Annotated in this window: 13 protein-coding genes and 1 pseudogene; 11 read left to right on the forward strand and 3 right to left on the reverse strand. The window is 46.4% G+C overall.

Translation table 11 applies throughout. The features are described from left to right. Positions 1–11 precede the first annotated feature (11 nt). Together QFZ78_RS33505 and QFZ78_RS33510 are read left to right on the forward strand one after the other, a co-directional pair. Positions 12–2,576 (forward strand): LamG-like jellyroll fold domain-containing protein, encoded by a 2,565-nt coding sequence (locus QFZ78_RS33505; RefSeq protein ID WP_307553722.1) that lies wholly within the window; start codon positions 12–14, stop codon positions 2,574–2,576. A 234-nt stretch (positions 2,577–2,810) separates the two neighbouring features. Further along, positions 2,811–4,493, forward strand: coding sequence for an extracellular solute-binding protein (locus QFZ78_RS33510; RefSeq protein ID WP_307553724.1), 1,683 nt, complete (start codon positions 2,811–2,813; stop codon positions 4,491–4,493). Positions 4,494–4,869: 376 nt separating this feature from the next. Here QFZ78_RS33510 and QFZ78_RS33515 read toward each other — a convergent pair whose 3' ends face one another. The 3 genes from QFZ78_RS33515 to QFZ78_RS33525 form a co-directional block, all read right to left on the reverse strand. Further along, positions 4,870–5,553: a hypothetical protein gene (locus QFZ78_RS33515; protein ID WP_307553726.1), complete on the reverse strand. Its 684-nt coding sequence runs from the start codon at positions 5,551–5,553 to the stop codon at positions 4,870–4,872. Positions 5,554–5,845: 292 nt separating this feature from the next. Beyond that, the gene (locus tag QFZ78_RS33520; RefSeq protein WP_307553728.1) at positions 5,846–7,444 is read right to left on the reverse strand and encodes a response regulator; all 1,599 of its coding nucleotides are present in this window, start codon (positions 7,442–7,444) and stop codon (positions 5,846–5,848) included. Beyond that, entirely contained in the window at positions 7,422–9,179 is a 1,758-nt protein-coding gene (locus tag QFZ78_RS33525; RefSeq protein WP_307553730.1) for a sensor histidine kinase, read from the reverse strand. The genes QFZ78_RS33520 and QFZ78_RS33525 overlap by 23 nt, the downstream gene beginning before the upstream one ends. Positions 9,180–9,341: 162 nt before the next feature. On the opposite strand from QFZ78_RS33525, the gene QFZ78_RS33530 reads away from it, so the two are divergent. From QFZ78_RS33530 to QFZ78_RS33565, 9 genes and pseudogenes are all read left to right on the forward strand, one after another. After that, positions 9,342–10,304 carry an ABC transporter permease gene (locus QFZ78_RS33530; RefSeq protein WP_373460144.1) on the forward strand — a complete coding sequence of 321 codons (963 nt, stop codon included), beginning with the start codon at positions 9,342–9,344 and terminating at the stop codon, positions 10,302–10,304. Positions 10,305–10,323: 19 nt separating this feature from the next. After that, on the forward strand, positions 10,324–11,202 hold the full coding sequence (locus QFZ78_RS33535) for a carbohydrate ABC transporter permease (protein WP_307553731.1): 879 nt from the start codon (positions 10,324–10,326) through the stop codon (positions 11,200–11,202). Between the two features lie 10 nt (positions 11,203–11,212). Beyond that, positions 11,213–13,192 (forward strand): beta-galactosidase, encoded by a 1,980-nt coding sequence (locus tag QFZ78_RS33540; protein WP_307553733.1) that lies wholly within the window; start codon positions 11,213–11,215, stop codon positions 13,190–13,192. A 446-nt stretch (positions 13,193–13,638) separates the two neighbouring features. Further along, a pseudogene (locus QFZ78_RS38710) lies at positions 13,639–13,728 on the forward strand (RNA polymerase subunit sigma-70); the annotation flags it as partial. Between the two features lie 442 nt (positions 13,729–14,170). Continuing rightward, on the forward strand, positions 14,171–15,049 hold the full coding sequence (locus QFZ78_RS33545) for an ABC transporter permease (protein ID WP_307556015.1): 879 nt from the start codon (positions 14,171–14,173) through the stop codon (positions 15,047–15,049). Next, on the forward strand, positions 15,049–15,918 hold the full coding sequence (locus tag QFZ78_RS33550) for a carbohydrate ABC transporter permease (protein ID WP_307553735.1): 870 nt from the start codon (positions 15,049–15,051) through the stop codon (positions 15,916–15,918). The genes QFZ78_RS33545 and QFZ78_RS33550 overlap by 1 nt, the downstream gene beginning before the upstream one ends. A gap of 89 nt (positions 15,919–16,007) precedes the next feature. Then, positions 16,008–17,552 (forward strand): extracellular solute-binding protein, encoded by a 1,545-nt coding sequence (locus tag QFZ78_RS33555; protein ID WP_307553738.1) that lies wholly within the window; start codon positions 16,008–16,010, stop codon positions 17,550–17,552. A gap of 115 nt (positions 17,553–17,667) precedes the next feature. Beyond that, positions 17,668–19,011 carry a Gfo/Idh/MocA family protein gene (locus tag QFZ78_RS33560; RefSeq protein WP_307553740.1) on the forward strand — a complete coding sequence of 448 codons (1,344 nt, stop codon included), beginning with the start codon at positions 17,668–17,670 and terminating at the stop codon, positions 19,009–19,011. Beyond that, complete coding sequence (locus tag QFZ78_RS33565) at positions 19,008–21,179, forward strand: glycoside hydrolase family 88/105 protein (RefSeq protein WP_307553742.1); 2,172 nt, start codon at positions 19,008–19,010, stop codon at positions 21,177–21,179. Before QFZ78_RS33560 ends, QFZ78_RS33565 begins: the two co-directional genes overlap by 4 nt. The last annotated feature ends 8 nt before the right edge of the window (positions 21,180–21,187 follow it).

A 21,187-nucleotide genomic window follows, 5' to 3' on the forward strand; every position in this document is an offset into this window, starting at 1 on the left:
AGAACATCTAAATGAGTAAAAGTTTGGTGCGAAGATTTACACTTGTTTTCTTAATGCTTGTATTAATGATACCAAGTGCTGCTTTTGGTAATGGTACAGACAATTCCGCGAGTCAGCCTAGCGAAAATAGTAATAAACCACATGTTGATTACCAAGGTGAAGCGCCTGATTTTCAAAATGTATCTGTCCATGATCCCTCAATCGTAAAAGATGGGGATACCTATTACGTGTTCGGTTCTCATATTGACGCTGCCAAGTCAACTGACTTAATAAATTGGAAAACTTTTACAAATGGATATACAACACCTGAAAATAAGTTATATGGTGATTTATCAAAAAATCTAGCTGGTTCTTTTGCATGGGCCGGTGAAAATGATTCTGATAGTAAAGGCGGTTTTGCTGTTTGGGCTCCAGATGTTTTCTGGAATGAAAACTATATCCATGAGGACGGATCAAAGGGTGCCTATATGATTTATTATAGTGCATCATCTACTTATATCCGTTCCGCTATTGGTTATGCAGTATCTAAAGATATTGAAGGACCATATAAGTATGTGGATACCGTTATATATTCCGGATTTACGAGAGAAGAAGCGTATGATGCTAATAGTAATGTTAATAAGAAATATACGAATACAAATATCCAAACTCTTATTGATAACGGTACCTTAGAAGGTCCAAGTTCCAGTTGGTTTAATAATAATGGATCTTATGCTAATAGAACTTTTCCAAATGCAATCGATGCTAATTTGTTTTATGACAAGGATGGCAAGCTATGGATGACTTATGGTTCATGGTCCGGTGGAATATATGTCCTTGAAATCGATGAAAGATCAGGTAAAGCTATTTATCCAGGTGAAGATGGAACGACATCTGATGGCCGACTTGTCGATCGGTATTTTGGAACAAAAATTGCAGGTGGATATGCTAAATCAGGCGAAGGCCCTTACGTTGTCTATGATAAGAATACTGGCTATTATTATCTATATGTAACGTATGGCTGGTTAGGCGCTGACGGCGGCTATAATATGAGACAATTCCGATCAACAAGCCCGGATGGTCCTTATGTAGATGCAAAAGGACAAGATGCGGTTTTACCCGGCAATGTTGATCATTCTCCTTATGGAAATAAAATTATGGGTAACTTCTTATTTGAAAGAAAAGTGGGGGATCCTGGTACAGGAATTGGCGTAGGTTATCTTTCTCCTGGACATAATTCAGTTTTCTTAGATTCTGAAACAGGGCAGCAGTTTTTGGTTTTCCATAGCCGATTCCCACAAACAGGTGAGTTTCATGAGGTCCGAGTTCATCAAATGTTCATGAATAAAAATGGCTGGCCAGTGGTTGCACCGTACCGCTATGCTGGTGAAACGATTGAGAAGGTTAACAGACAAGACCTAATTGGGGAATATAAATTTATTAACCAAGAAAAAGATTATGGTGCAGAAATTAAAAAATCTGTATTCATCCGTTTAAATAAGGATAATACGATTTCTGGTGAAGTGACTGGTACATGGGAAAAGACTAGCCATAACCAAGCAGAAATAAAAGTAGATGGCATTACCTATGACGGAGTTTTCGTACGTCAATGGGATCCAACTTCAGAAAGTTATGTGATGAGCTTTACTGCATTGTCAAATGAAGGTGTATCTGTTTGGGGAAGTAAACTGCTTGATAAAACGGATGAAGAAATTGTGTCCGATGTTGTAAATGATTTGAATCTTGGTGACATAGAGAAAGTCATTTCCAATCTGACACTTCCTTCAGAAGGTACTCGAAATACTCAAATCTCATGGCAGTCATCAAATCCTAACGTTGTATCTGATACAGGTGTAATTAATCGACCAGAGGCTGGTTCTAATCCTGTGAATGCTACTCTTACTGCTACCATCTCTAAAGGAGATATAAAAGCCACAAAAGTCTTTCATATTACTGTACTACCCTACCAAGAGGCAGCGTTAGTTTCGCAATATTCATTTGAAAATGACCTAAATGATCTTACAGGTAATTTTGGTGCGGGAACTGAAACTGGGAACAGAATTGATAATACAGGCGGAACAATTACTTATGTTGACGGTAAGAATGGTAAAGCTGCAGCGTTTAATGGAGCCTCTGGTATACGGTTGCCAAATGGACTAATCTCTAGCAATAAGTACTCTGTGTCGCTTTGGTTAAAACCTGAACAATTAACTATGTATACCACCACTTTCTTTGGAGCCGCAGACCCTAATAACTGGGTAAGCCTTGTTCCGAATGGCCCAGCAGGCGGAAACACAATGATCTGGTCAGGCAGTACAAGATGGTATGATGCACCTACAGGTTTAACCGTCAAAACTGGCGAGTGGACGCATTTGGCTTTTTCTGTTGATAACGGTACGATTATTGTTTATGTCAACGGTGTTCCAAAGTTTACAGGAACAAACTTCTCAAATATTTTTACTACTACCAATGCCAGCTTCAGTTTAGGAGTCAACTGGTGGGATACGCCATTCAAGGGCTTAATGGACGAATTGCGCATTTATGAAGGCGCCCTAACTCCTTCACAAGTTACTAACTTAGCTCAGACAGACCAATAACTGCATATTCTATTAAAAGAAAAAATCGTATGGTTCATCCGTACGATTTTTTCTTTTTTATATTGATATATGTTTTAAACTGAGAGACGTACCCAAAGTGAATCTGTAGGTTAATCCGCAATTTCAGTTCACGACAAGGCTATGATTGTTTATTTTTGGGCATATACGCGTAAGAATCCTATTTGTTAAGATTACATTATGAAATTGAAACAAAAGAGCAGAGAGGGGATATATATGAAGAGAGATAAGTGGACTTCGATGATGGCATGTCTAATGCTGATGAGTACCTTTGCAATTGGCTGTACTTCTAATGAGGGGAGTCAACCTTCGCCTTCACCTACTAAGGGACAAGAGACCGCAAACAAAGCGGTAAACGGCAAGTTCGAACCGCCTGTCACGATTACGACGGCTCGTGTGGTTGGGTCCGATTATACGTTCATTAATGGTGAAACAATTCAAGATAATGTTCACAACAAATGGGCGAAGGACAAGTTGGGCATCGAGATTAAAGACCTATGGGGCACGCCGGATAATGCGGCATACCATACGAAAATCAGATTATCGCTTACTTCGCAAAATCAGCTGCCGGATTTATTTATCGTTCAAGATCCGAATCTGATTGCTGACCTCATTCAATCCGGCAAAGTGATGGACATACAGAAAGCTTTCGACCAATACGCTTCGGATAGGATCAAGAAGCTGTATTCGGATAACAAGTCCGCGCTAAACCAAGTGAAAGCGGATGGGAAGCTGCTAGGATTGCCTATTTTCTCAGGAGGTGACGGAACAAACCCCGTCATGTGGATCCGGCAGGATTGGTTGGATCAATTAAAATTGAAAGCGCCTACGACGATCGAAGAGTTCGAAAAAGTGATGGATGCTTTTACGAACCAAGATCCGGACGGCAACGGAAAGAAGGATACATTTGGGTTTAGTTTTTCGGCAAAGAATGGATTCGCGAACTGGATGTCAGATAGCAGCTTCGTCTTCGGCGCATATACCGGGAAGTTTCTTCCAAGAACTTGGCAAAAAGCGACTGACGGCACACTTAAATACGGCTCAATTCAACCGGGTATAAAAGAGGGATTGGGCAAATTGCGCGAATGGTACGGAAAGGGTTATTTGGACCCTGAATTAGCAGCTCTTGACGAAGTGAAAGCAACGGAAAGCTTTATCCAAGGTAAATCGGGGATTATCGCTGCACCGTTCTGGGCAAACGGATGGCCGCTCGGAGATGTGACAAAGAGTGTTCCAAACGCGCTTGTTAGAGCCTATCCTCTGCCTGTCGGATCGGATGGCAAGACAGCACGATATAACGGTTTGATCAACGAAGGGAAAGTCATGATGTTCAATAAAGATTTTAAACACATGGATGCTTTCTTCCTCTATATGGATAAAATATATGACAGTCAATTCAATACGGGTGACTTTAAGAATGGTTTCTTTGAGGGATATGACTATGCGATGGTAAACGGCGAACCGGAGTATGATTCGAAAAAGTTTCCAAAGCCAATGGAAAAGGCTGCGAGTTCAGGCAAGTACAACTTGTTCTGGAATACGCCTAGTATACCCTTTCAAGGATCTAAAGACTGGGATTACATCTATCAAGGAAATAAGCCGGAAACAACGTCTCAAAGGGGAATAGCTGTCGCGGATAAGGAGCAGATTCGTGCAGGAGCGTTGAACTACCAGCTGAGAAACAGCAATGCGCCAACAGATTTCATAGGGGCTCCAACAGAGACGCAGCGAAATAAAGACGACAATCTGAAAACGATGGAACTGGAAACGTTCGCCAAAATTATATACGGAAGAGAGCCTTTGGATAAATACGATTCTTTCGTCACGGATTGGAAAAGTAAAGGCGGGGATCAAATCGAAAAAGAAGTAAATGACTGGTATAAAAAAGTGAATCAATAATATGTTTTAGGCTAAGGGGTGAGCGAAGCTTACCCCTTATTTCCGGGCGGTCATATTGTCTGGGATGCCCTGTCGGGAGCGGCGATTTGTATGGTGAAAGGACAGAAGAGTGCGGCACAAAAAGGGCACGACCGGGAAACGGGTTGTGTGTGTCCTTTTGCTGTTTGAGCCGACGAAGGGAGCTCGTGGGAGAGTAAGAACAAATCCAATTAATTGTCAGTTGATATATACGATTTTTCGAATATAATTGGTGGGATTCATGCAATAAGACAAATTATATACGATTTTTCATATAGAATTTTCGCTTTAGCCAGCCCAGGGAATTTTTTATATGATTTTTCATATATAATTCCAAGCATCGAAACAGAAACAGTGCTCAAACCAAATCCGGACTTTGGATAGAGCCCACATATTCATAGTAGTTGACTCGCTGTGACACTCCTCTGGCCACAGCCCGAAATTTCCCTTTATCGACCAGCATGCGGCAGTACTTGATGACAGTCATAATATGCAGTTCCAACTCCCTTGCAGCCTCGGATGGGCGAATGGCACGATTATGGCGAATGGCCGCTCGCATTAAGTCTCGTTCGATTTTTGAATAGCGTTTCTCCACGATTCTTTTGGTTCCACTCTCTGTAGACAGATAAGAGAACAAGATGTTCCGCAATGCGGAGAGAATGAACGAGGGGTTCTCTTTTAACTCATCCAAAGAGATGTAGAGGACCATACAGTCTTGAGCTTGAAGAAAAAGTCCCCGGTTCAAATCCATCCGATACTTGGTTCGATCCGTGCCGTGAGAGCCAAAGTCATTGATCTCAAATACAATACGTATAGCTCCGACAATCCACATGAAATCGACAAAGTAGGATCTCCCTCGCCAGTCCTTCACTTCATATTCAGGATGCAATCCATGGAAATGTCCGACAAGCTGCCACCAGATTTGCTCTACGAACAATTGATTTCCGAACCCATGGCCGCGTTTCAGAGCATCTAGACGTTCCCCTCTTCTTCGCCTAAGATGATCACCTATCCATTTATCGTGTTCGATCTCAAAACCCATTACCTGATCACTCGCCTCTCCATATTCGTTTTAAAAAAAACACAAAACCCCGACTCCTTTTCGATTTAGAAAGGAAGCGGGGCATACTTTGCCACTCGGTTAATGCGTGATATCCATAGTGTGCCACAATATTGTCAGAGAGCGCAACAGGAAAATGGATAACTACAAAATCCGGCTGAACGATTCGAAATCGGAAGGATTGCGGCCGACCATCCGGTTCAGCTTTAGGAAACGGTACGCGTATTTATAATAATGGCCGTGTCCCTCCCCATGCACTTCCCCGCCCTGCATTTCATTGATTTCTATAGCTTTGAGGGGTGTAGTTATAGTACTCCTTAAATAACCGGATAAAATATTGTGTTTTTTGGTAGCCGACTTCTTGTGCGATATCCGATACTTTTTTATTCGTTTGGGTCAACAAACGGGCCGCTTTCTCCATTCTGACACGAGTGATATAAGCGGAAAGACTATCTCCGGTTTCCTTTTTATACAAACGTGATAAATACACCGGGTGCAGATAGACGTATTCACCGACTTTGGTAAGAGAGACATCCTCATGAAGATGGAGCCCAATATATTCATGAATTTGACGGATGATATGACTTCTTCCACCTGTGGAATCGGTTAGAGTACGTCTGAACTGCTCGATCAGCGGCATGGCCCAGTCCCTAATTTTTTCGCTAGAGTGGAAGTAATAGGGATTTTTAAGCAAAGAGAGGCTTCCGATCAAATCGGACAAGGGATCACCCTGTTTATTGGCCATGAAGGTAAAGCAGCTGTACAAATAGTTAACGACTTCAACGATATGATACTGCGTCCGATAGGGGGGGCATTCAAGTTCCACTAAGATCCCTTCGATCTTCTCAATGACTTCCTCCCACCGGTTCGCTTCCATAACCTGAAGGATCGAGGGTGTTTCATAAAGCTTTGTTAAAGGCTTAATCTCCGGTTTGTAAGTGAGCTCATTCCTTTGTATAACAACACTTTCTTGAGTTCCGACCCGCCACCAAAAATCGTTCAAAGCTTGCAAATAAGTACTGTTTAAGTGGGCTTGAAACGAAAAAGGTTCTGTAATTATGACGGAAATGTTTCTCTTCAAAAAGGTTCTGACAGCTTTCTGTAGTTCGCTAATCCGTTCATTCCAAGTAGACGATTCGTCCAAGGAATCAGATGGAAGGACAATGGCAATAAACTGATGCGTGTCTTTGCACCACCAGAGCGAAGAATAGGACTTAATTTCCTGGAAGAAGATTTCCTCTGCCATATTCAGCAAGGCGTAGTCTAGAAGCGCAATATCTTCTCTCGAATCGTAATTGTTCGTTTCCATGCGAATCAGGATCAACGTAGATTTACCACCCGGCTGCAGGGGTAAGTTAAGGGCTTTCAACTGCTGATTCAGCTCATCCGCTGCGTATTGTTTACCAAGAAGCAGGTCGAGCAACAGATGCTCGCGCATTCGAGTGTTCCCCAGCCTGATGACAGCCTCTGCTTTATTTAAGTCCTGAGTACGTTTGTTCTCTCTATGAATTTGGGCCACGACTTTCCGGATACATTCGGAAACCTCGCTACCTGTAATCGGTTTTAGCAAATAGTCGGCTGCGCCGCCTTGCAGTGCCTTTTTGGCATAGGTGAATTCCGAATGCCCGGATAGCAGAATGACTTTTGTATCGGGATATTGGTCGTGGAGCGTTTCCAATAAATCTAAGCCGCTTTTCTCAGGCATCCGGATATCGGTAACGAGCAGCGGCACCGGGTACTGCTTGATAATGTCGAGTGCCTCATCCACTGAGCTTGCCCGGTATACGTTCGTAATTCCGCAATGGATCCACTCCACACTTTCCTGCAAATAATCAAGCACATACTCCTCATCATCTACCAGCAATATGTTCATATGGAAATTCCTCCTGTCTCATTGAGGGGATTTGAACGGTTACACGGAAGCCTCCCCCCTCATTGTTCACAAAATGCAGGCCTGAGTCCGGACCGAATTGGTTCATAAGCCGATGATGTATATTCCACAAACCGCAGCCGATCTCATCTGAATTGCGCTGTTGGAATACTTGAGCCGTTAGCTCCAGAATCCCCTGTTCTGTCATGCCTGCGCCATCATCTTCTACGGTAATGATATACCTGTCTTGCTGCCATGTGCCCCGAATTCGAATGATCCCGGACTCTCTTTTTCTCTCCAATCCGTGTACGACGGCATTCTCTACCAATGGCTGAAGCAGCAGAGTAGGGACAAGCAAATTCAGCATGGATGGCAGAATATCAATTTCGTAGGTAAGCCGCTTATTTCTGAGCGATTGGACGTGAAGATAGCTCTCGATAAGGTGAATTTCATCCTCAAGTGTAGAATCCGTTCCGGCTTTACGGGTAATGTAGCGATAAAATTGGGCTAAGTTTTTGGCCATGGAAGTGACAGCTTCCGGAGATTTATGGGCCATACTTACAATGTAAAACAAGCAGTTATAAAGAAAATGTGGATTGATTTGCGACTGCAAATGCTTATATTCCGCTTCGCGTGTACGAACACGTTCCTCGTATACATTCTCAATCAAGGCTTGGATACGCGATGCCATCTCGTTAAACTTTGCAAACAAATAATCAAACTCATTGTTCGTTCTGACGATTGCTCTGCTTTTGTAATCGCCTGATCCCAGACTCTCAATTTTGCGTATCATATAACCGAATGGGATTCTAAAATGCCGATAAAGCAAATAAGACATGGCGACCCCGGAAACAAAGAGAAAGAGCAGGCTAATATTAACAAGCAGGCTTACTTTTTTTAGCGGATTCAAAAATGTATTCAATTGAATGTAGCTGACTAACGTGCCATCCAATGAAGGGATGCGGATCGTTTGTACCATGTATTCGATTCCATCCATCTTAATCACGGAAAGCAGTGGATGCTGCAAGCCGGTATCGCCGCTCAGGGTATCTTTCTGTTTGAGCAGTGAAAAGAGCCCGCGATCGATGTTTTGATTGGCGATAGTTGTTGAGTCGGAAAAGTAAATGAAGGATGTTCCGTTGCCCGATGCATCAAGGCCCTTAAGAACAGATTTCAAATATTCGCTCGTTATTGATGTTTCAACGACTGAAGTCACATTGCTCAAATCCGGTTGAAAAACAGAGGGATTTGTGAACATCAAATGAAAGGATAACTGTCCTTGATCATCGTGATGGATAAACCATTTGTTTTTAGGCGCAGCAGCCAGTTCAACATTGTTATAAGCAATCTTTCCCTTTGTCGAGAGAGCTTCCTCGATTTGCGGCCAGTAAACGCTTACATCATGAATGAGAGATTCCGCTTGACTCTGAAGAATCAGCTTTTCTTCAACATTTTTCCGCATGAGCAAATGATCGACATATTCGGGGAAATCCCACGAGCTGGAATATGCTTTGATAGTGGAGTCGTTCGCGAGCAGCAGCGTCTGTGTTTCAAGCTGCCTTAAAGACTGTTCCAACTGAAGTATCGTAAACTCCAATTGTTTGTCTGCCGAGTTTTCGAGCGTTTCCCTGACCACATCCTCTCCAACTTTGTTGGCGTAAGAAAAGAGCAATGTGGCAGGAATGAGCAGCAGGACCAGCATCAATAGCATATTACGGAATGTTTTATATTTTATCATGTGTTCACCGCCTAGGAAATAAATGTGAGAAAGAGGTTATGAAAGGGGACATAGAAGTTAAGACCTTGTCATAGGTACAGGAAGTGCCCGTTGGTATAATAGTAGCAGAAGTATGCGAAAGTGCAATTATGCAATTACTGGATGTAGAAAGGGGAGAAGCTTATGAAAAGCACTCGGAACGCAATCGTTATACGTAAGATAACCGCAAGTAAAATGGAATCCAATTGGATTCGGGGACTCAAAAAAACTTGGCCCCTGCATATGCTGATTTTCCCGGCCTTAGTAATCGCTGTTGTTTTCCATTACGTGCCTATAGCAGGATTGGTGATGGCTTTTCAGGACTATAAGCCTTGGCTTGGCTTTTTAAAATCCGAATGGGTCGGCTTCAAGCATTTCCACTCTTTGTTTATGTTCGAGGAGTCTGTGCAGGTTATTTGGAACACATTAATCATCGCGGTGCTAAAAATTGGTTTTGGAACGCTAGTCCCCATTCTTTTTGCTTTATTGCTAAATGAAGTTCGCATTAACGGAATCAAAAGGGGTATCCAAACATTGGTTTATTTGCCTCACTTCTTGTCATGGGTCATCCTCGGAGGCATATTAATCGATCTGTTGTCGGTCAAAGGCGGGCTTGTGAACCGGATGATTACGGCCATGTTCGGTATTAAGCCTATATTCTTTCTGGGTGACGGGGATTGGTTCCGTTTTGTTGTGATTTTCAGTGACATTTGGAAGGAATTTGGCTTCGGTATGATCGTTTACCTTGCAGCCATAACGGCCGTGAATCCTTCCTTATACGAAGCCGCTGAAGTGGACGGAGCGACACGACTGCAGCAAACCATTCACGTTACACTGCCGGCTATGATGCCGATTATTGTTGTTGTAGCTACACTCCAGCTGGGTAATGTGTTGAATGCGGGTTTTGATCAGATCTTCAATCTTTACAATCCGCTTGTGTATAGTAAAGGAGATGTGATCGATACCTTCGTTTACCGCTCGGCCATGCTGAAAGGGGATTTCAGTTTTGCAACGGCAGTCGGGTTGTTCAAATCAGTAACCAGCTTCATTTTAATCATTATTTCCTACCGGTTAGCTTATAAATATGCGAATTATCGGATTTTCTAGTCAAAGGAGGAGGAGACGCATGTACCATAAAACGCTCGCTTATCGATGGTTTAATGTTTTTAATCAACTATTTCTCATCACTGTATCGCTGCTGTGTATACTGCCGCTTCTGCATGTCTTTGCAGTATCGTTAAGCGGAAAAGCTGCGGCTACCGCCAATATTGTCAATTTGTGGCCGATAGACGTCACGCTGGAATCGTATCTGAAGACAGTGAATAACCCTAGTTTTATCCGTTCACTGCTTTTCTCGTTGTACCGGACTATTTTGGGAACCGGGATCGGAATGGTTGTTACCGTTTTTGCAGGCTACGCGTTGTCTAAGAAATATACGGCGTTTAAAAGCCGGAATGTTTATATGTGGTTTTTCGTATTTACGATGCTATTTTCCGGCGGACTCGTTCCGAACTATATTCTCATTACTAATCTTGGCTTGATAAATACGATATGGGCGCTAGTTTTGCCGGCAGCATTAAGCGTTTACAATATGATACTGCTGATGAATTTCTTTCGCGCCATTCCTGTAGAATTGGAGGAAGCGGCCGTGATGGACGGAGCAGGAATCATTCGAATCTTGTTCAAAATCCATTTGCCGATGTCGATGCCGGCTCTTGCAACGATAACACTTTTTACGTTAGTATTTCATTGGAACTCATGGTTCGACGGATTAATATACATGATGGACTCGAATAAGTATCCGCTTGCTACCTTCCTTCAAACCATCGTTGTACAGCAGGATTTTAGCAAAATCAGCATTGATCCTAAGGATTTGGAAAATTTATCGCAGCGTACCGTCAAATCGGCCCAAATTTTTATCGGCGCTCTGCCCATTCTGCTCGTTTATCCGTTTCTGCAGAAGTTCTTTATTAAAGGCATTGTAGTTGGGGCTGTAAAAGAGTAGGGGGAGTCATATGAACAAGGTCATTGAATTGGGTACATTTAATTGCGTTTCCGGTACCCTTATGCATGTCATTGGAGATCAGCATATACGAATTGAAACATCTTCTGCGGGAGGTGGCGTACAGCTATCATTGGATGATCCGGAGGTATGGACGGATCATGATTACTTGGTTGCGGATTTATATCATAAGGCTCATGATGTCCTAGTTGTGTTATTCTCATTCGTTGAAAGCGGAGGCAAGGAGCTTACGGTGCACTACGGATTACTGCCGGATGTCAGGACCCGGGTGTGCCTGCCTCTGAAAGCTTTAAACGGTGAAAAACTGTTTCTGGATCGTTACCCCGGCGTGATGCAGTCCGTGATCAGGGGTGACCGTTCTGTTGACCGCAGCAGGCTTCAGAGCTTGTCGATATCGACGACCTCGTCCGTCTGCAGTAGACAGTTTGAGGTCTCAGGCTTGTATGTAAGTAAAAAAGCTCCGGATTTTACCTATGCACAAGAGGTTTATATCGACGAAATGGGACAACTTCTTGGCAAAGATTGGCCGGGGAAGACTCCCTCCATCGAACGTTTATCGGCCGACTTGATAACGAATATGGAACAGAGTCAAGAGAGTGACGGTTTACGTTCGGATTTGGGAGACTTCGGAGGCTGGAAGGGATTGAAATTCGAGAGCTCCGGCTATTTCCGCACGGAATTTGATGGTGAGCGCTGGTGGTTCGTCGATCCTGACGGATTTGCCTTGTTCAGTACAGGAATGGATTGCTTACAACCCTATGACCATATGCGGGTTGCAGGGATGGAGCATTTGCTTCCACAGCTGCCCGAAAGAGAGGGCAAGTTCTGTGATGCCTGGTCCGGGCACGGATTCAGCTTCTCGGTTGCCAATCTGATCCGTGTATTCGGAGAAAATTGGCTTGAAGCGTGGATGGAGCTGACGGATCGACGTCTGAAGGAATGGGGGATCAATACGATCGGAAACTGGTCGATGCCTGAGTTTATTCACAGCTCCAGCTTGCCCTATGTGTATCCAATGACAGATTTTCCGGCTACTGAAATAACCATTTACCGAGATTTTCCGGATGTATTTAGCCCCGAATACGAGCAGAAAGCAGAGGAGTTCGCTAATCAGCTTATCCCATTGAAAGAGGATCGGCGTCTCGTTGGTTATTTTATGCGGAACGAGCCCCATTGGGCGTTTGTCGATGGTTTGAACTTGACGGAGGCCATGATGGAGCATCCGTACTCATTCGAAAGTAAGCGGATGTTCGTGGAATGGCTGGAGAACAAATATACAACAGCAGCGTGTTTAAACGAAGCTTGGGGAACCGATTTTCAACAATTTGACGAGTTATTGCATCCGCAAAAAGTCCAAGCAGGGCATATCGAAGGCATGCGCCGAGAGGATTATTCGGCATTTAACCGGATTTTAATCCGTCGCTATGTAGAGATACCGGCCCAATATTGTAAAAAGGCGGATCCTAATCACCTGAATTTAGGAATGCGATATGCCTGGATTGGTAGTAGCGAATTGCTGGAGGGATGCGAAGCGTTTGATGTGTTCTCTATCAATTGCTATCAAATGAAACCGGATCGGGAGCATATTGAAATGATCAGCAAACATTTGAATAAACCGGTCATGATCGGGGAATTCCACTTCGGTGCAGCAGATGTCGGGATGTTGGCATACGGGATCAAGGCTGTCGCCACGCAAGAGGAGAGGGGCTTGGCGTACCGGTATTTTGTGGAACAAGGCGCTGCGATTCCAGAGCTCATCGGCGTTCATTATTTTCAGCTCGCTGACCAACCGGTTCTGGGACGTTTTGACGGGGAAAATTATCAAATCGGTGTGACCGATGTGTGTCACCGTCCTTATGAAGCTTTTGTAGAGCAAATGAAGCTGTCCCACGCTCAGATGTATGATGTCCGCGTTGGGAATAGGCAGGCGTTTTGTATAAACCCAATCGAGATACCGAGGACCGGGTTCTGAAGGCCGTGTTTATCCAATCCAAGTTGGGCACAGAGCGACATTGGGGAGGTACTATAATATAGCTGTAAGGGTTAATTCACCAACCAAAGAGCAATAGGTGTGAATCCTTGCTTTAAAAATCATGCTTTGAGGCTCGTACAAGTACCGGTACAACCAGGAATCGAGGGGAATCCACTGTTGGATAGGATCCAGAGCTCCTGGAATATGACGATTACAACGGTCGAGATTTGCATTCAGGGGTAACGAGGGTCAATTTGCCGGGTAAGCCTTACATGGCTATTCGAGTTCGAGCAGCAGATTAAGGGGGATAGCGGATGGGAGCAGCATAGTAAGCTAACTTCGATACATTGAGGCACGGTTGAGTTAACACTGCCCGAAATTATCGGCGTTGATGAGGAAGATGTGAGGGGTGATTATCAGATGATATTCCGCAAGGCTGATCGTGTCTCGAGGATTTAATCTCGATTGGGACGATCGGCTTGATCAAAGCCATTGAGTTGTTTTCGCCGCGATGGCACTTTACAGGCACGCGACTGCGAATTGTGGATTTGACCATCCTACCTTGTCCATAAGGAAGATTTCACAAATAAGCTTTGCCACCGAACGACGGTGGCAAAGCTTATTTGTATCCTAAGACGACCGATGAACCAATACTCCACCGAATCAACTATTCCGCCACGATGGGCTATTACGGCAACAGGCGGCTTACCGCGAAGATCAGGGGTACTGCGTTGGGGCAGCACTCGTCAAACCTAAAGCCAATCTCACACTCGAATCGTCCAGACGAGCCGTGATCTCGTTTTTGCTTATTGCATGGAGGAATGAACTATTGAGCTTGTTGCGTTGAAGCGGGTAAGATGACGGTACATGATGCAAAGGAGGTTCGTGACGGTGGCAAAATTGTATACTCCATTGGAGTCCGGATCCAAGAAATCGGCGGGAAAGCTCAAAGCTTATGAGAATCCATATCTCGCCAATATGCGAAAACATTGGATGCTGTATCTGATGATCCTTCCCGGGATTGTATATTATCTTGTTTTTAAATACGTACCGCTGATGGGAAGCTTGATCGCATTTCAGAATTATCAGATATTTAAGGGCATGCTTGGAAGTGCATGGGTTGGCTTGGACAATTTCAAGTTTATTTTCATGTATCAGGATTTTTACAATGTATTGAGAAACACAGCGACTATCGCCTTGTTTCAGCTGTTATTCGGCTTTCCGGCGCCGATCATTCTCGCGCTGCTGTTCAATGAGGTGAGGCTGATGTTTGCCAAACGTTTAATGCAGAGCATGTTCTACCTTCCGCACTTTCTGTCGTGGGTAGTCGTAGGAGGCATCGTGTTCGAGCTGCTGTCTAACAAGGGCGTAGTTAATATGGTGCGTGGCTGGTGGGGGTATGAACCTATTCTGTTCATGCAGGAGCAAGCGTATTTCCGGACGATCGTCGTACTTTCAGGTATCTGGAAGGAGGTTGGATGGGGAACGATCATCTATTTGGCCGCAATCACCGGCATTAACCCGAACCTATATGAAGCAGCCGTTATGGATGGAGCCAACCGATGGAAGCAGACGCTGTACATCACGCTGCCTACCTTGTTCCCGACCATTCTGGTTCTGTTCTTGCTTAACATTGGCAACTTCCTGGAGCTTGGCTTTGATCAGATTTATAATCTGTTGACGCCGATGACGTATTCGGTAGGCGATATCATTGAGACCTACGTGTATCGAGCGGGGGTGCTTCAGGGCCAATACAGTGTGACGACAGCCATTGGGTTATTTCAGTCGGTAATTGGCTTCACGCTGCTGTGGATATTCAATCGGCTGGCACGAAAAACAGAACAGGGGTTGTGGTAATGAAGATAACCTATGGAGAAAAGCTATTCCAGATTTTCAACTATGTCATCTTAGCAGCAGCCGCAGCTACGATGCTAATGCCGCTAGTGCAGCTGCTGGCTGTATCGTTCAGCTCGCCTATTGCAGCCGATTCTAAGCAGGTATTCCTGCTTCCTGTTGAGTTCACGACGGCATCATGGGTGCACATCCTACAGAACAAGGGTCTATGGACCTCGTTTGGCATTACCGTCTATATTACGGTGGCGGGGACGCTGCTCAGCATGCTGTTCTCATTGCTGACGGCCTATCCGTTGTCTCGTAAGGAGTTTCTCGTTCGTAAGCCGATCATGCTCGGAATTATTATTACGATGATTTTTAACGCTCCGATGATCCCGTTCTTCCTTACCGTCCGCGAGTTAGGTCTGATGAATTCGCTATGGTCGCTGATCCTGCCCGGATTGATTGGCACGTTCAATATGATCATCATCCGGACCTTCTTTCAAGGTATTCCGGGGGAGCTAGACGACTCAGCGCGAATTGACGGCTGCAGCGATGCCGGGATTTTGTTCCGCATTTACCTGCCTTTATCTAAGCCGGTGCTCGCGACGGTCAGCTTGTTTTATGCGGTAGGCTATTGGAATACGTTTCAGCGGGCGGTGCTGTTCATTCGCGATCCGAACAAATGGCCGCTGCAAATGAAGCTTCGCGCTTATCTGACATCGCCGGAGGAACTTGCCGCAGTCAATCTTCTTTTGGGTGATTATGCTTTCAATACAACCACGCTGAAAGCGGCAACGATTCTATTCGCGACAGTTCCGATTCTCCTGGTGTATCCTTATTTGCAAAAGTATTTTGTCAAAGGTGCTATGCTTGGCTCACTTAAGGAGTAGTCGAGCTTTTAACAAGAGTGATACATGATATGAAGTTGTTGATGACATGCTTGAACAATAGATTTGAACAAAAAAGGGAGGATTAACAAATGAAGAAACGATTATTAGGGAAACCGGCAGCCATGTCTGCTTTAGCCGCTCTGCTGGCGATCACCATACTGTCAGGCTGTACGCAAGCAGGGGAAACCTCTCCAGCCTCAGAGAATAACGGAAAGGACGACAAAGCCGTTCAAGTTAAAGTATTCAAAAGCCATATGGGCGTTGGTTCCATTCCGGACAGCAGCAACGCGCATGTGAAATATGTTGAAGAGAAGACCGGTGTTGCATATAAGCTGATTACGACCCCGCCAGGCTCGGAACCGACTGAGTTTCTGAATCTGATGATCGCCTCCAACGATTTGCCGGACATTCTTCGTCCTATTGGGGGCATAGATCAAACATTAATTAAGCAGGGAGGCGCATTGCCTCTGGACGATTTGCTTCCCAAATACGCCCCTAACGTTTGGAAGAACGTTCCGAAAGAAGCGTGGGATATTGTGCGTTCGGCTTCCCCGGACGGCCATATCTATTATGTTCCGAAGGTGTTCCTCGTTCCTGAGCGGGCGCCTATGATCCGCAAGGACTGGCTTGACAAGGTAGGACTTCCTATGCCGAAGACAGCAGAGGAGTATAAGAACGTCCTGCGGGCGTTCCGCGACAAGGATCCGAACGGCAATGGAATCAAAGACGAGCTGCCGACCTCCGGACGCGAATTCGGCAAATGGATGGACCACCTGTTCGGGATGCATGGGGTCGCTATGTGGGAAGGCAGCCCGGAGTGGGACGTGTATGATGGGCAGATTCAGTATGCGGGCATCACCCCGAACATGAAGGCCGCCATCCGCTTTATCCGTGAGCTTTATGTGGAGAAGCTGCTGGACAACGAAACCTTCCTTAATAAAGGAGAAGTCTGGCAGGCCAAAATCAACAATAATCTGGTCGGCAGCTGGTACCATCTGCCCGCCAATGTTCGTGATCGCTATACCGCAATGCTGAAGGGAGCACCCAACGCCTACATCGTCGGTATGCCGATACCTAAGGTAGAAGGCCTCCAAGGCTTCGTAACACAAAAAAGCATGGGAGAGCCGGAATGGATGATTCCTGCTGCTTCCCAAAAAAATGCGGAAGCTTCTCTAAAACTGTTGGACTTTTTCTATGACAAAAACAACGACGATTTCAGCCGTTTCGGTATTGAGGGGATTCAGCACCAAGTCGTGAACGGTAAGAAGGTTTTGCTTCCGCCAGAAGATAGCCGGCCGCTTGCGCTCGGTATGCGTAATCTTACGACGAAAGAGGACATGGACATCCGTATCAAGGAAACGCTCCCAGAGAATATACAGAAGATGGTCCAGGATATATTCATCGTCAGCACGGCTGATGCACGCCGTATTGCTGGAGACGGCCTGCCGAATACGGTATATGAAGGCTTTCCAGATGTTCAATCGCACAAGCTTTTTCAGGAGTATTTGACGAAAATCGTCATTGGCGACATGCCGATCGAGAAGTTCGACGAGTTCGTAGACAGATGGAAAAAAGCCGGAGGCGATCAGGTTACCAAGCGTGTTCAGGAGTGGTATGCCAAGGTGAAAAAATAAGCAAGCTGCGGCTTGCCGGCAGATTTTTGCCGGCTTTGCTGCCTCAGCGTGCAGTCCATGCCGCAAAGGGAGCAGCATCCTATACATTTGCGAACGGAAGAGAGGATGTTCCTATATGAAAAAAAGATATGCGATCTGTGGAGTAAGCGGACGAGCGCTAGGCATGTTTGCCAAGCCGATCCTGACCACATTCGCCCATAGCTGCGAGTTGGTCGGTTTGCTTGACCACGACCCAGCGCGCTTCGACTTATACCGCTCGAGGTACCCGGAGCATGCGGATGTGCAGACGTATGGTGAGCTTGAATTCAACCGGATGGTTGATGAGACGCGCCCGGATGTCATCATCGTAGCAGGCCGTGACGATACCCACGCTCGATATTTGATTGCCGCACTACAGCACGATCTCGATGTCATAACCGAGAAGCCTATGGTCACGACAGGCGAGGACAGCCGTCGTGTCATGGAGGCGGAACGGGCAAGCAAGGGTTCGGTTATTGTTACATTCAATTACCGTTATGCTCCGATCCATACAAAAATCAAGGAAATGGTTATGGAAGGCATGCTGGGACGGATTACATCGATTGATCTGAATTGGTATCTGGATACGTATCACGGCTCCAGCTATTTCAAACGGTGGAATCGGGTTCGCGAGCTGTCCGGCGGGTTGTCTATACACAAATGCACCCACCACTTCGATCTGGTCAACTGGTGGATCAATCAAAAGCCTGTTGAGGTTTTTGCCTACGGGGCATTGAATTACTACGGCGCTGAAGGGGAAGCGAATCCGAAGAAGGAAGACGGCCGATTCTGCAGCACCTGTGAGTATACAGAGGATTGCTCCTATTACTCGCGCTGGAATTCACGCAGTAAGAACATCCGCGTGCCAGACGACCATTTAGGCGCGCTAGACGCCGTAAAGAAGACGTTTCCCTATTCGGATTATCGTCCCGATCAGTGCATTTTCGATTCGAAGATCGATATTGAGGATACTTACACCGCAACAGTAAAGTACAACGGAGGCGCGCTGCTCAGCTATTCCGTCAATTTCTCGCTGCCGTACGAGGGATACCGTCTTGCTATTAATGGGACGAAAGGTCGTCTGGAGTCGGTGGAGTATCATATGCCCGGCAGAACGCCGTTCCCTACACCCGTGCAGACGATCGACTATTTCCCATTGTTCGGTTCGAAGGAGACCATCCATGTCGTGCACCGGGAGGGCGGCCACGGCGGCGGAGATCCTCTACTGCTGGAAGACCTGTTTATGGGGGAAGATCCCAGACGACCTTACCGTATCTTATCGGGCTCCGAGGATGGAGCTTATTCAGTGGCGACAGGTGAAGCGGTATGGCGCTCCGTGAAGGAGCATCGTCCGATTACGATTGAAGAAGTACTAGGCGGTAATGGAGGCTTACAGAAGCTTGCAGCGAGCTTGAGCAGCAAGGGAGGCAGAGAGCTATGAGCGGCCGATATTTTGAACCAATGGAAAGTATGGCTTCACAGACGGATAGCAGCAGTATCCCACATGTTCTGGCGGCAATTGCACAGCGGTATGTCGGCGATAATCCGCCACATGGTCCTGTTTACCGGGTTACGCGCTTTGGAGATATTCGCAAGCAGCAGGATCATTTATATCAATTTCCAATTGAACGAATGTTCCCGGATATGAATGAAGGCCAGCGCGTTTACACTTGGGCGAAGCTGTGGATCGATCAACCGCAGCCGTTTGTCTTCCTGCTTCGCTGCTTCGGTCCGGTCCGTTTGTATCACAATGGGCAGAAGCGCTTTGGCTCATCGACGGAGGAGGAAGGCGCTGGTGAGCAGGCATTGAAGCTTAAGATCGATCTGACGCGAGGGTGGAATCACTTTGTGCTGGAGCTGGGCAAGAATGCGCAAGGGAGCTGCGGAGCGGAATTCGGCACAGGCAGCCGCAAAAACAAACCCTTTCACTTCCTGACCCCGTCCGAGGAGCGGGAAGGCGAGGAGGGCTGGATATATACAGTTCCGCTGGATATTCCGCTGGAGCCCATACCGGCCCTATCCCTTACGGAAGCATCTACAGGGATGAAGTGGCTGCCCGTGAGGGAGCAGCGGAGTCAGGAAACGGTCTGTATGGAGCGGCTGTACGGACTTCAGCCAGGAATGGAAGCTTACGCATGGACAACAGTCATCAACTTAACCACCTCGATGAAGCGCATAAAGCTGGCTGGTGCCGCCTACGGTCCCTTAAGATTCCTATGGAATGGAAAAGAGCTGCATAGCGTTCATGAACCGGGGGATTTCTCCCTTGTATTAGACGTTATGCCCGGAAGCAGCGACCTTATCGCGCACTGCCTATGTGATGAGCAGGGCTGGGGCTTCTCCATATGCGAGCTTTCAAGAGAAGCTAGGCTGGCTGCTGCCCGCATAGTGCACGGCTACAAAGGGAAGTGGCTCTTCCTAGGTCCGTTCCCTGCAGGATCAGCGGTCGATGCCGCCGATTATTTGACGATGGACAGTGTGGCAGCCAGTGGGCAGGAGGCTCTCTTCTGGACGACCGGCCAACGAGGGGGCCATGTACGGCTCTTTCTCGAGAATGAGCTGTTCGGCCGCTGGAACTATCCGCTTGGCGTCACGCTGAATGGACTCTTAGAGACGAGCAAGCTGCTGGATCGCAGCGACTTGGCCGATTACGTTACGCGGCATGTTGAATTTGCGACGGCGACCTACGATTACTCGAAATGGGACCGGGAGCGCTTCGGCGCAGCCGGCTTGAATAACCAGCTGTCGCATATCGACAGCCTTGATGATTGCGGATCCTTCGGTGCATTGGCTATTCTGGCTGACCGGCTTCGACCGTTGAAGGGTTTGCGCAAGGTTTCCGATGACATAGCTTACTATATTATGAATGTCCAGGACCGTATGGAAGACGGCGCGTTATATCGCAGGATCGGTGTATCGCCGAGTATGCACAACACCATGTGGTGCGATGATATGTATATGAGCGTTCCATTTTTGTGCAGGTATGCCGAGCTTTCCGGTGATCCGCTTTATACGGATGAAGCTGCCCGTCAGCTTCTGCTGTACAAGAAGTATTTATATATGCCGGCAGAAAAAATGATGTCGCATGTGTACGATGTGAACATCGGCAAGCGTTCTCAGACTTTCTGGGGTAGGGGGAATGGCTGGGTATTCTTTTCACTGGCCGTGCTGCTAGCAGTACTGCCGCAGACTCATGAGAGCTACCCGGCTGTGCTTGCTTTTTACCGTGAGTTGGCCGAAGGCTACCTGAGACTGCAGGGTAAGCATGGCTTGTGGCATCAGGTACTGACGGATCCTGAGTCTTATGAGGAATCTTCGTGCACCGCGATGTTCATTTACAGCTTCGCGCTTGGCGTTCGCCACGGCTGGCTGGTTGACCCCGAGCCGTATGTCCATGCGGTGCTGACCGGTTGGCAGGGCCAATGCGAGCGGGCTATCGACAAGCACGGCAACCTGTACGGCGTCTGCAAAGGCTCCAGTTGGTCTTTTTCCCACGCTTATTATAAGCACGAGCTGGGCTGGAACTTGAACGATACGCATGGCATCGGTATCGTGCTGCTCGCCGGCGTCGAGACACAGCGAATGAAAGCGTATTTGGGTGGCACTTAAGGCTGAAT

Origin of the sequence: Paenibacillus sp. V4I5 (assembly GCF_030817255.1) — a bacterium.
GTDB lineage: Bacteria > Bacillota > Bacilli > Paenibacillales > NBRC-103111 > Paenibacillus_E.

Bases quoted from the DNA above. Each gene is read 5' to 3' on its own strand.
- QFZ78_RS33535 (WP_307553731.1), top strand. From the start codon at position 10,324: ATGTACCATAAAACGCTCGCTTATCGATGGTTTAATGTTTTTAATCAA.
- QFZ78_RS33510 (WP_307553724.1), top strand. From the start codon at position 2,811: ATGAAGAGAGATAAGTGGACTTCGATGATGGCATGTCTAATGCTGATG.
- QFZ78_RS33565 (WP_307553742.1), top strand. From the start codon at position 19,008: ATGAGCGGCCGATATTTTGAACCAATGGAAAGTATGGCTTCACAGACG.
- QFZ78_RS33520 (WP_307553728.1), bottom strand. From the start codon at position 7,444: ATGAACATATTGCTGGTAGATGATGAGGAGTATGTGCTTGATTATTTG.
- QFZ78_RS33525 (WP_307553730.1), bottom strand. From the start codon at position 9,179: ATGATAAAATATAAAACATTCCGTAATATGCTATTGATGCTGGTCCTG.
- QFZ78_RS33540 (WP_307553733.1), top strand. From the start codon at position 11,213: ATGAACAAGGTCATTGAATTGGGTACATTTAATTGCGTTTCCGGTACC.
- QFZ78_RS33560 (WP_307553740.1), top strand. From the start codon at position 17,668: ATGAAAAAAAGATATGCGATCTGTGGAGTAAGCGGACGAGCGCTAGGC.
- QFZ78_RS33505 (WP_307553722.1), top strand. From the start codon at position 12: ATGAGTAAAAGTTTGGTGCGAAGATTTACACTTGTTTTCTTAATGCTT.
- QFZ78_RS33545 (WP_307556015.1), top strand. From the start codon at position 14,171: ATGCGAAAACATTGGATGCTGTATCTGATGATCCTTCCCGGGATTGTA.
- QFZ78_RS33515 (WP_307553726.1), bottom strand. From the start codon at position 5,553: ATGGGTTTTGAGATCGAACACGATAAATGGATAGGTGATCATCTTAGG.
- QFZ78_RS33530 (WP_373460144.1), top strand. From the start codon at position 9,342: ATGAAAAGCACTCGGAACGCAATCGTTATACGTAAGATAACCGCAAGT.
- QFZ78_RS33555 (WP_307553738.1), top strand. From the start codon at position 16,008: ATGAAGAAACGATTATTAGGGAAACCGGCAGCCATGTCTGCTTTAGCC.
- QFZ78_RS33550 (WP_307553735.1), top strand. From the start codon at position 15,049: ATGAAGATAACCTATGGAGAAAAGCTATTCCAGATTTTCAACTATGTC.